This is a genomic window from Pseudomonas sp. NPDC079367, assembly GCF_044542195.1.
In the GTDB taxonomy this organism is placed as follows: Bacteria; Pseudomonadota; Gammaproteobacteria; order Pseudomonadales; family Pseudomonadaceae; genus Aquipseudomonas.
The window spans coordinates 88,417-97,850 of record NZ_JBITTW010000018.1 but is presented as its reverse complement, the minus strand read 5'-3'; the positions used below and the strand labels follow the sequence as shown (position 1 = coordinate 97,850).

At 57.9% G+C, this 9,434-nt stretch carries 7 protein-coding genes and 1 pseudogene; 7 read left to right on the top strand and 1 reads right to left on the bottom strand.

Features of this window, described 5'->3' with window-relative positions; genetic code table 11:
• Positions 1–86: 86 nt before the first annotated feature.
• Both groL and ltrA read left to right on the top strand, forming a co-directional pair.
• Positions 87–1,733, top strand: a complete 1,647-nt coding sequence (gene groL, locus ACIGDJ_RS16215; RefSeq protein WP_397504573.1) for a chaperonin GroEL — start codon at positions 87–89, stop codon at positions 1,731–1,733.
• A gap of 1,034 nt (positions 1,734–2,767) precedes the next feature.
• Positions 2,768–4,459, top strand: coding sequence for a group II intron reverse transcriptase/maturase (gene ltrA, locus ACIGDJ_RS16210; RefSeq protein WP_071534438.1), 1,692 nt, complete (start codon positions 2,768–2,770; stop codon positions 4,457–4,459).
• Between the two features lie 263 nt (positions 4,460–4,722).
• On the opposite strand, the pseudogene ACIGDJ_RS16205 reads toward ltrA, so the two are convergent.
• Positions 4,723–5,465 (bottom strand): annotated as a pseudogene (locus tag ACIGDJ_RS16205) (phosphatase PAP2 family protein).
• A gap of 209 nt (positions 5,466–5,674) precedes the next feature.
• Between ACIGDJ_RS16205 and colR the strand changes: the two are divergent.
• The 5 genes from colR (at position 5,675) to ACIGDJ_RS16180 (ending at position 9,401) form a co-directional block, all read left to right on the top strand.
• Positions 5,675–6,358 (top strand): two-component system response regulator ColR, encoded by a 684-nt coding sequence (gene colR / locus ACIGDJ_RS16200; RefSeq protein ID WP_041479855.1) that lies wholly within the window; start codon positions 5,675–5,677, stop codon positions 6,356–6,358.
• Positions 6,348–7,631, top strand: coding sequence for a sensor histidine kinase (locus ACIGDJ_RS16195; protein ID WP_397478926.1), 1,284 nt, complete (start codon positions 6,348–6,350; stop codon positions 7,629–7,631). Before colR ends, ACIGDJ_RS16195 begins: the two co-directional genes overlap by 11 nt.
• A gap of 151 nt (positions 7,632–7,782) precedes the next feature.
• Positions 7,783–8,451, top strand: coding sequence for a class I SAM-dependent methyltransferase (locus ACIGDJ_RS16190; RefSeq protein ID WP_101162269.1), 669 nt, complete (start codon positions 7,783–7,785; stop codon positions 8,449–8,451).
• A 3-nt stretch (positions 8,452–8,454) separates the two neighbouring features.
• Complete coding sequence (locus ACIGDJ_RS16185) at positions 8,455–9,171, top strand: lipopolysaccharide kinase InaA family protein (protein ID WP_397478925.1); 717 nt, start codon at positions 8,455–8,457, stop codon at positions 9,169–9,171.
• Between the two features lie 2 nt (positions 9,172–9,173).
• Positions 9,174–9,401: a hypothetical protein gene (locus ACIGDJ_RS16180; RefSeq protein ID WP_016773424.1), complete on the top strand. Its 228-nt coding sequence runs from the start codon at positions 9,174–9,176 to the stop codon at positions 9,399–9,401.
• Positions 9,402–9,434 lie beyond the last annotated feature (33 nt).

Sequence of the window (9,434 nt, the reverse complement as noted above, 5' to 3'; positions counted from 1 at the left end):
GCGAGAACGAAATTCTCGCGGTTATCGAAGGCTGATAAATCCCGTTCATTTTCCCGTTACTACAAAGTATTTAAGGAATATCGATCATGGCTGCTAAAGAAGTTAAGTTCGGCGATGCCGCCCGCTCCAAGATGCTCAAAGGCGTCAACGTTCTGGCTGACGCGGTAAAAGCGACCCTGGGCCCGAAAGGCCGTAACGTGATCCTGGAGAAGAGCTTCGGCGCTCCGACTATCACCAAGGACGGCGTTTCCGTCGCCAAAGAGATCGAACTCGAAGATCGCTTCGAAAACATGGGCGCGCAGCTGGTCAAAGACGTTGCCTCCCGTGCCAACGATGACGCTGGTGACGGTACTACCACCGCTACCGTTCTGGCTCAGTCGATCGTCAACGAAGGCCTGAAAGCCGTCGCTGCCGGCATGAACCCGATGGACCTGAAGCGCGGCATCGACAAGGCGACCATCGCCATTGTCAAAGAGCTCAAAGCCCTGTCCAAGCCATGCGCTGATTTCAAAGCCATCGCTCAGGTCGGCACCATCTCCGCCAACTCCGACAACTCCATCGGCGACATCATTGCCGAAGCCATGGACAAAGTCGGTAAAGAAGGCGTGATCACCGTTGAAGAAGGCTCGGGCCTGGAAAACGAACTGTCGGTTGTAGAAGGCATGCAGTTCGACCGTGGCTACCTGTCGCCGTACTTCGTCAACAAGCCGGACACCATGGTTGCCGAGCTCGACGGCCCGCTGATCCTGCTGGTCGACAAAAAGATCTCGAACATCCGCGAAATGCTGCCTGTACTGGAAGCTGTGGCCAAAGCCGGCCGTCCGCTGCTGATCGTTGCCGAAGACGTTGAAGGCGAAGCCTTGGCGACTCTGGTGGTGAACAACATGCGCGGTATCGTTAAAGTCGCTGCCGTCAAGGCACCAGGCTTCGGCGATCGTCGCAAGGCCATGCTGCAGGACATCGCTGTTCTGACCGGCGGTACCGTGATCTCCGAAGAGATCGGTCTGAGCCTGGAAAGCACCACCCTGGAGCACCTGGGTAACGCCAAGCGCGTGACCCTGTCCAAGGAAAACACCATCATCGTTGACGGTGCTGGCGTGCAGGCAGACATCGAAGGCCGTATCGCCCAGATCCGTGCCCAGGTTGCCGAAACGTCCTCGGACTACGACCGTGAAAAACTGCAAGAGCGTCTGGCCAAGCTGTCCGGCGGCGTTGCAGTGATCAAGGTTGGCGCTGGTTCCGAAGTTGAAATGAAAGAGAAGAAGGCCCGCGTTGAAGACGCCCTGCACGCAACCCGTGCAGCCGTTGAAGAAGGCGTGGTACCTGGCGGTGGCGTAGCGCTGATCCGTGCTCTGGAAGCCCTGACCGAACTGACCGGCGACAACGCTGACCAGAACGTCGGTATCGCTGTGCTGCGTCGCGCTGTTGAAGCGCCGCTGCGTCAGATCGCTGCCAACTCCGGTGACGAGCCAAGCGTAGTCGTCAACGAAGTGAAGAACGGCAAAGGTAACTTCGGTTACAACGCTGCTTCCGGCGAATACGGCGACATGATCGAAATGGGCATCCTGGACCCAACCAAGGTAACCCGTTCGGCTCTGCAGGCTGCAGCCTCCATCGGCGGTCTGATCCTGACCACCGAAGCAGCGGTTGCCGACGCACCGAAGAAAGAAGGTGCAGCTGGCGGCGGTATGCCAGACATGGGCGGCATGGGTGGCATGGGCGGCATGATGTAGTGCGACGAGAGTCGCTATAGGTAGAAGCACCTAGCGGGCTACATCTTAGGTGATCACCGGTTGAACCGGTGATCACTTTCCCGCAGAAACAGCTTAAAAAACCCGAAGTCCGGGCGTCAAAACCCGGATTTCCGGCACTCACAAGGTGCTTAGAATTCGGCGTAATGTCGCCTATATATCGTGATTTTCTCTCTGGAAATCATCAGAACGATATGCGTACTGAGCTTGCAGATTTTGAATCACTGCGAGGGAGGTATGGGAAATCGTGTCCAAAGAGCTGGCCTGCTCCTATCTATAGGGCGCAAGCCATAGCTGTCATTGTCTCACCCGGAAACCGCAAGGTAGAGGGGCGCGAGACCTTTTGTTCAGCCAAAAGTAGCCTAGGGATAGTGCGTCGCTGGTAACGGCGGGGTGCGAAGCTTCCTGACAATGTAGTCCCATGATTCTGTGGTGTGTGGTCGCCGCGAGGCACCATGCAGACCCTGCGAGCAACACGCGGGTGAGACGCTAGGCTGGTTGGTATGGCCAACGTAAGTGAACTGCTGATAAACACCGTCAACCGCATGGAGCCAAAGTTGCTGATAGGCTTTGACCAAAATGGTGCATGACTGGTTGTCCCTTTTACATCTGGGGGCACGCTGACATTGAGTCATCGGTGAATAGGCAGGGCCTAACCCATCCTTGTGACGGTTATGGAACTCGGTAAGCCCGTATTTTCGCCATTGGCCTGTATGGCAAGGCAGGTCGACCGTGAGGAAGACTGTTGAAAATGCGGGTAGAGGATGTCGGAAAAAGCGAATGCCTCCCTGTAATGGGGTTGGATAAGGGCTCTGCCCTGACTGGAAACGGTGCTGACTTCCGACTGGTCTTTGATCGCGAGAAGGCCTGTAAAGCCATCAAGAACAGACGTTTGTCGGTTTGACCGGCTGCGTCTAACTCATAGAAATCCCTTGCGGGGCAGTGTACTCACTCCCCCACAAGGGCGACGTGCGTCTACTGCCCTCTGGGGAAATCTTCTCTGGAGGAAAAGCAAGATGAGTGCGTCTGAAATAGAAGTACCTGCGTCCTCCCATCTGGCCATCAGTTGGCATTCGATAGACTGGGAAACAGGTCATCGACAGGTGCGAGGGCTACAGGTACGGATCGCGAAGGCAGCCAAGAATCAGCAATGGCGGCAGGTGAAAACCTTGCAGCGTATGCTGGTTCGCTCGTTTGCCGCCAAGGTATTGGCGGTTAAACGGGTCACTGAAAACCGGGGTCGCAGGACTCCCGGCGTCGATGGGGAAACCTGGAGCACGCCTGAAAGCAAATGGAAGGCAGTTTTTCGGTTAGAGCGCAGGGGCTACAAGCCCCGGCCACTGCGGCGGATTTACATTCCCAAAGCAAATGGCCAGCGTAGACCGCTGGGGATTCCGACGATGCTGGATCGAGCGATGCAGGCGTTATACCTGCTGGCACTTGAACCGGTGTCTGAGACCACAGCCGACCGAAATTCCTATGGCTTTCGCCCTCACCGTTCCACGGCAGATGCAATCGAGCAATTGTTCGTCAATCTCGGTCGCAAGCATTCTGCGCAGTGGGTCATGGAGGGCGATATAAAGGGATGTTTCGACAACATCAGTCACGACTGGCTGATCACTAACGTCCCGATGGACAAAGTGGTTCTAAGGAAATGGCTGAAAGCGGGATATTTGGAATCCGGTCGATTGAATCCGACAGGGGCGGGAACTCCGCAAGGAGGGATCATCTCGCCCGTATTGGCCAACCTGGCCCTTGATGGACTGGAAAAGGAGCTCGAATCTCGGTTCGGGCAGCGTAATACCAAAGCCAGCTACAAGACCAAGGTCAACTATGTGCGATACGCAGATGATTTCGTCATCACCGGCATCTCGAAAGAGCTGCTGGAAAACGAGGTGAAGCCACTCGTCGAAGCCTTCATGGCCGAGCGGGGGTTGAGCCTTGCGGTGGAGAAAACGTTGTTCACGCATGTATCGGATGGGTTCGATTTCCTCGGTCAGAATATTCGCAAGTACGGTGACAAGCTGCTGATAAAGCCAGCCCACAAGAACGTGAAAGCATTTCTGGCCAAGGTTAAGGCGTTGGTTGAAGCGAACAAAGCGGCACCGGCCAGCCTGTTGATCAAGCAGCTCAATCCAGTTATTCGGGGTTGGGCCAATTATCATCGGCCGATTGTCGCCAAGCAGACCTTCAACTACGTGGATTACAGGATCTGGAAATTGCTATGGCGATGGTGCAGGCGGCGACATCTGAATCGCTGCAAACGTTGGATCAAGGAAAAATACTTCAAGCGCGTGGGAACACGTAGTTGGGTATTCTCCGGGCTACACCCCAGCGGCAAACTGCTCCACTTGTTGTACGCCAGCGATACGCCGATCAAGCGGCACACCAAGATCAAGGCGGAGGCTAACCCATACGCCCCAGAGGACGAGATGTACTTCGAGCAACGGCTGGAATATGCGTGGCGAAGCTCGGACGAGGGGAAGCGGAAGACGCTGACGCTGTGGCTTGGCCAGAGCAAGCGCTGCCCGATGTGCAAGCAGTTGATTACGTTCGAAAGCGGGTGGAACATTCACCATGTTATCGAGCGGCACAAGGGCGGATGCGACGAGCTGGGCAATCTGGTGTTGTTGCATCCCAACTGTCATCGACAGTTACACAGTGCGGCACCGGCTCTTTCAACTGAGAAAGGGCTTACAAAGGCTTGAGCTGTATGCGGGGAAACTCGCACGTACAGTTCTTAGGGGAGGGACGGTCAGTAATGGCCGTTTCTTACCCGACAGCCAGCCCTGGCCCTGTAACGCAAAACCCCGCTGGCGAAAGTCAGCGGGGTTTTTTATTGCCTGGATTTCAGGGTTGGCCCCAAACCCTGTGGGAGCGGGCTTGCTCGCGAAAGCGGTGTCATTCGACAGGCGCATTGACTGGCAGGACGCCTTCGCGAGCAAGCCCGCTCCCACAGGTTGATGTGTATTCAGGCGCTGACGGGGTGTGCTCTGACGACAGCCCCAGCCTTCAATCCGGGCGATACAGCACCCAGTAATAAGCCCCCAGGCAAATCAGCCAGCAGAAAATCGCCGTCCACACGTTGTGCGAAAAGAAGTGCGCGCCTTGCATCATGCGACTGATCGAGAACACCGAACCCAGCGCAAAGGCGAACACAAACGCCTGCCGCGCCAGTCGTGGACGGCGGTCGCGCAATACGAAGAACAGTGCAAACAGAGTGAACCCGGTCGCCGCATGCCCACCCGGCCAGCAACGTCCGGGCTTGTCGGTCGCGGGGCGATGCTCCATCAATTTGCTGTAGGTCTCGTGGCCGCCAAACTGCTCCAGGCTCCACGGGCACTGCACGGCGGTCACGGCTTTGACCGGAGTGACAAATGAAGTCGCCAGCCCCAGCGACAGCACCAGACAGCCCAATTCACGCTTGAACGGTTTCAGCTGTTCGATGAAAAACGCGCCGATGAAACCCAGAATGGCAAACACAGAGAAGCCTATCACCAGCTGTTTCGCCCGGTCATGCAGGATGTCTTCAAGAAAATAGCTGTGCCGTCCGATGAAATCCCCGGCGACCGGGTCGTAGAACATTTGCGCCAGAACCATGTCCAGATCGGTCAGTTCGAGCAACAGCAGAATGATCGCCGCCACGGCGGGAATGCCCAGACACAGCCACCAGTTGAGCGGTCTTGAAGCGGGAAGGGCAGAGGTCGACTCCATGGCAGGTTCCTTGGTCGATGAACGGAGGAGAGAGCGTAATCGCGCGGAGTCTGCGCGCGCTGGCGTCGGCGATTTGTTAACCGAAAGTGAAAAAATCCTCGCGCGGCGCACTGCACACGGTTATCGAAAACATCCCCTAGCCCTGCGCCACACTTGGCCGTAAGCTGCGCGAGCCAAGACGGCCGTTACCCCGTTCGGAGGAGGTGCCCATGCGAATTCTGCTGGTCGAAGACAACCGCGACATTCTGGCCAATCTGGCCGATTACCTGGGCCTCAAAGGCTATACCGTCGATTGCGCCCAGGATGGTCTGTCCGGTCTGCACTTGGCAGCGACCGAGCATTACGACCTGATCGTGCTCGACATCATGCTGCCCGGCATCGACGGCTACACCTTGTGCAAACGCCTGCGTGAGGACGCCCGGCGCGATACGCCGGTGATCATGCTCACCGCCCGCGATCAACTCGACGACCGGCTGCAAGGCTTCAAATCCGGCGCCGACGATTATTTGATCAAGCCGTTCGCCCTGTCCGAGCTGGCGGCCCGCGTCGAAGCGGTCATGCGCCGTGCTCAGGGCGGTGGCCGCCGCGCCTTGCAGGTCGGTGACCTGAGCTACGACCTCGACACCCTGGAAGTGACCCGTGAAGGCAAGCTGCTCAAGCTCAACCCGGTCGGCCTCAAGCTGCTCGCGGTGTTGATGCAGAAAAGCCCGCATGTGTTGCGTCGGGAAATTCTCGAAGAAGCGCTGTGGGGCGATGACTGCCCGGACAGCGACAGCCTGCGCAGCCATGTCCACCAATTGCGTCAGGTGATCGACAAGCCATTCGCCAAGCCACTGCTGCACACCGTGCACGGTGTCGGTTATCGCTTGGCTGAGGGCAGAGATGGAGTTTAAACAGAGTCTTTCCCAGCGGATCATCATCGCCTTTGCACTGATGAGTGCGCTGGTGGCCGGCGCCTTCGCCATGGGTATCGTCGCAACGGTGCACCTGGTGGAAGAGAAACTTATTTCGGCGGGGCTGGGCGGCGACCTGCAACGTTTGCTGCTGATGGACAACGTCTCCGACTGGAGCCATCGCCCCGAACCGGATCAGTTGTTCTATTTCAGTGGTGGGCCGGGCGATTTCGACCTGCCCAAGGATCTGCGTCACCTCGATGCGGGTTTCCATGAGGTATTTCGCGAGCAGTTGTCCTATCACGCCATGGTCGAAGTGGTGGATGGTCGGCGCTACGTGCTGCTGCAGGATCAAAGCGATTTCGAAGAGCGCGAGCGCGTGCTCTTTGCGGTGGTGCTGGTGGGCTTCGTGCTCAGCCTGGCATTGGCGGTGTTTCTCGGCTGGGTGCTCGCACGCAAGGTAATGGCGCCGGTGGTGCGCCTGGCGCGGCAGGTCCGGCATCGCGACCAGTTGCTCGGGCTGGCGCCACCGTTGGCGCCGGATTACGCGGCGGATGAAGTCGGTGAACTGGCGGTGGCGTTCGATGCCACGCTGGGGCGTCTGCGGCAGGCACTGACCCGCGAAAGGCTGTTCACCAGCGACGTCAGCCACGAATTGCGCACGCCACTGATGGTCTTGGCCAGTTCCTGCGAACTGCTGCTGGAGAACCCCGGAATCGATCAACGCGGTCGTGCGCAGGTCGAACGCATTGCGCGGGCCAGCGAAGAAATGCGCGAGCTGGTGCAGACCTTCCTGATGCTGGCGCGCACACAGAATGAAGAAGCCGCAGCGGCGCCGCAGCAGAACCTCATACAAGTGGCCGAGAGCCTGCTGTGCGTGTGGCGCGAGCCGATCGAGCGCAAGGGCCTGACGCTGATGTTCGAGCCGGGCGACCCTCCGGACACTCGCTACAACGCAACTTTGCTGAACGCGGTGATGGGCAATCTTCTGCGCAACGCATTGCATTACACCGAACAGGGTTTCATTCGTCTGACGCTCACCGCCAACGGCTTTGTCGTCGAGGATTCGGGGGTGGGTATTCCCGAGGAAAAACGCGAGGCGATGTTCGAGCCCTTCGTGCGTGGCAGCGAGAAACGTGGCGAAGGCCTTGGCCTGGGTCTGTCCCTGGTGCAGCGCATCTGTGAGAACCAGGGCTGGACGGTCAGCTTGAGCACGATGGACCCCAATGGCTGCCGATTCGAGGTAGATCTTGGCGTTAATGCCGGCAAATAGTGGCTCGAGGCTACTCCCGTATAGCTGTCTAAATCCTGTATAACGTTGTAATACTTTGCGGATTTACCTGACAGAATTTTCACAATTGGATGACCTGACGCTGACAGGTCGCTGCTTAAGGTGGCGTCATCAGAACTCAGGAGTCCAGATGATGGCCGGCCCGATCAAGCTCGATTTTTCCGAAAAGTACGACGACCAACACGCACAACGATATTTGCGCAAACATCATGAAACCCTGGGCCGTCGCCTGTCGCACTGGCGCGACGAGCAATTGGGTCGCAAGGCCTTGGCGTTGGCGGGGGATCCCGGTCTGGTCCTGGATCTGCCCTGCGGTGCCGGGCGTTTCTGGCCAATGCTCGCGGAAAAGCCCAATCGGGTGATCATCGGTGCGGACAATTCCGAATCGATGATCAATGCCGCGATGCAAGGGCAACCGGGCGATGTGGTAAAGCGCGTGCAACCGCTGCACACCTCGGCGTTCGATATCGCTCTGCCGGATAACTCGGTCGACAGCATTTTTTGCATGCGCCTGTTGCACCACATCGGCGAGGCCGAGCACCGCCGGGTGATTCTGCGGGAGTTCGAGCGGGTGACCCGTGACAGCCTGATCGTTTCGTTGTGGGTCGACGGCAATTTCAAGGCCTGGAAGCGCAAGCGCGCCGAGCGGGATCGGCCGAGCCATGACTACCAGAATCGTTTTCTGATTCCAGCGGCAACGATAGAAAAAGAATTTGAACAGGCGGGTTTCCGCATTCAGGAACAACTGGACTTCATACCGCTCTATGCGATGTGGCGAGTTTACGTATTACGCAAGAGGTAGAAGATGGCAGTGCAAGCAGCAGTTGAAGCGGACGTCGCTCCCCAGGATCGTTTCGATTATTACTGGAACCTGCGCGGCGAATGGGTTGAAGAGCCCAATGTGCGTCGTGGTGGCGAAAGCGGGGTGCAGCGCATCGTCGACCGTGACGGTCACTTGCTGTACGCCAAGCGCCAGACCGGGCATATCTACCGCAGCTGGCTGCACCCCTTCGGTCGCCCGACTGTATTGCGTGAACTTGATGCGCTGACCGGTGTGAGCAAACTCGGTGTGCGAGTCCCGCACATTGTCTTCTGCGGCGCCCAGCCCGATCCGCAGCACAAGTGGCGCGCACTGCTGGTGACAAAGTCGCTGGACGGCTTCCAGGAACTGGAGCACTGGCTGGCCGCCGCTGGTGGTCGCGATCAATGTGGCGACGTGGTCTATGAGCGAGTCCTCAAAGACCTGGCGCAAAACCTGGCGCGCATGCACAAGGGCCGCTGGCAGCACAGCTGCATCTACATCAAGCACGTTTTCGTGCGGGTCAGCGGCGAAGGTGAAACGGCGCAGGTTGAAGTGGCGTTGATCGATCTGGAGAAGTGCCGTCAGCGCCTGACCGCGTATCGGGCGGCGCAGCACGACATGAAGCAACTGCGTCGCCATTCGTCGTTCCGCGATGCCGACTGGAAAAAACTCGTCTACTTTTACGAGACGGCGTTTGGCAGCGCTATCAAAGGTTTATAGCGATGAAACTCGAAATTGCACGAGGTTTGTTCCTGGTCGGGGCCTTGGCAGTTGCTTCACTGGCGGTGGCTGCCTGGGAGCAGCCGCGCATGCAGGTCATAGGGGCGTCCGGGAACGACGCTCATTGTTCGGTTCCGCGGGTGGCCAAGGCTTCCGTGGCGACCCAGCCCGATCACGATTTGCTGTTGTTCATGTTCGGGCTGTCTCAGGGAATGAGGCCAGCCAGTTGAAACGATTGAAGCCCAAGTAAAAGGCCTCGCAGT

What these genes read in the sequence shown, in the direction of transcription:
- groL (WP_397504573.1), top strand. Translation starts at nt 87, where the DNA reads ATGGCTGCTAAAGAAGTTAAGTTCGGCGATGCCGCCCGCTCCAAGATG.
- ltrA (WP_071534438.1), top strand. Translation starts at nt 2,768, where the DNA reads ATGAGTGCGTCTGAAATAGAAGTACCTGCGTCCTCCCATCTGGCCATC.
- colR (WP_041479855.1), top strand. Translation starts at nt 5,675, where the DNA reads ATGCGAATTCTGCTGGTCGAAGACAACCGCGACATTCTGGCCAATCTG.
- ACIGDJ_RS16195 (WP_397478926.1), top strand. Translation starts at nt 6,348, where the DNA reads ATGGAGTTTAAACAGAGTCTTTCCCAGCGGATCATCATCGCCTTTGCA.
- ACIGDJ_RS16190 (WP_101162269.1), top strand. Translation starts at nt 7,783, where the DNA reads ATGGCCGGCCCGATCAAGCTCGATTTTTCCGAAAAGTACGACGACCAA.
- ACIGDJ_RS16185 (WP_397478925.1), top strand. Translation starts at nt 8,455, where the DNA reads ATGGCAGTGCAAGCAGCAGTTGAAGCGGACGTCGCTCCCCAGGATCGT.
- ACIGDJ_RS16180 (WP_016773424.1), top strand. Translation starts at nt 9,174, where the DNA reads ATGAAACTCGAAATTGCACGAGGTTTGTTCCTGGTCGGGGCCTTGGCA.